This window comes from Paenibacillus xylanexedens, assembly GCF_007676705.1.
GTDB classification, from domain to species: domain Bacteria; phylum Bacillota; class Bacilli; order Paenibacillales; family Paenibacillaceae; genus Paenibacillus; species Paenibacillus xylanexedens_C.
Map to the genome: position 1 here is coordinate 1 of NZ_VEBF01000054.1, position 369 is coordinate 369.

At 47.2% G+C, this 369-nt stretch carries 1 protein-coding gene; it reads left to right on the plus strand.

All coding sequences use genetic code 11. From position 1 onward, the window contains the following. On the plus strand, positions 1–182 hold a 182-nt coding region (locus FS628_RS31585), incomplete at its 5' end, for a hypothetical protein (RefSeq protein ID WP_222125313.1). Between the last annotated feature and the right edge of the window lie 187 nt (positions 183–369).

Below are 369 nucleotides of genomic sequence, written 5' to 3' on the forward strand. Positions count from 1 at the left end.
AGATAAGGGAGCGGAGTGAGGGAGAGTTTATGGATGTAGCGGATGGAGATGTGTTTGTGTTGGGTAGGGGAGAAGATTTTGAGAGGGAGATGGAGAAGGGGAAAAGTGATTGGGGGTTTGGAGAGGGTATGGATAGAAGGGGTGGTTTGGAAAGGTTGTTGAAAAATTGGGGTTTTGATTAGGAATGATGGGTGAGGGGATGATGAGGATGGAATATGGAATTGAGGGGAAATGTGGGTTGGTGAGGTAGTTTTGGGTAGGGTGGGGTAGTGGATTTGTAGGTTGATGGGATGTTGTGGGTAGTGAAAATGGGTGTTTTTGAAGAGGGATTAAAGGGGAGGGGAAGGAGATGGAGAAGGTGGGGAATAA